Origin of the sequence: Paenibacillus sp. J45TS6 (assembly GCF_018403285.1) — a bacterium.
Lineage (GTDB): Bacteria > Bacillota > Bacilli > Paenibacillales > Paenibacillaceae > Paenibacillus.
The window spans coordinates 1-400 of the sequence record NZ_BOSJ01000077.1 but is presented as its reverse complement, the minus strand read 5'-3'; the positions used below and the strand labels follow the sequence as shown (position 1 = coordinate 400).

The 400-nt window shown below is 51.8% G+C and carries 1 rRNA gene; it reads right to left on the bottom strand.

Annotated features, from left to right (window positions below):
• Positions 1-348 (bottom strand): 16S ribosomal RNA (locus tag KJS58_RS25030); the annotation flags it as partial.
• Positions 349-400: the final 52 nt, after the last annotated feature.

Genomic DNA, 400 nt, shown 5'->3' with positions numbered 1-400 from the left:
TCTGGGCCGTGTCTCAGTCCCAGTGTGGCCGATCACCCTCTCAGGTCGGCTACGCATCGTCGCCTTGGTAGGCCTTTACCCCACCAACTAGCTAATGCGCCGCAGGCCCATCCATAAGTGACAGATTGCTCCGTCTTTCTTTCTTCTCTCATGCGAGGGAAGAACCTATCCGGTATTAGCTACCGTTTCCGGTAGTTATCCCAGTCTTATGGGCAGGTTGCCTACGTGTTACTCACCCGTCCGCCGCTAAGTCTCAGAGAAGCAAGCTTCTCATTGACTCCGCTCGACTTGCATGTATTAGGCACGCCGCCAGCGTTCGTCCTGAGCCAGGATCAAACTCTCCAATAAAGTTATTGAAAAGAGCGATAAGCTCATTTAGAAAATGCTGACGAGAACTTAA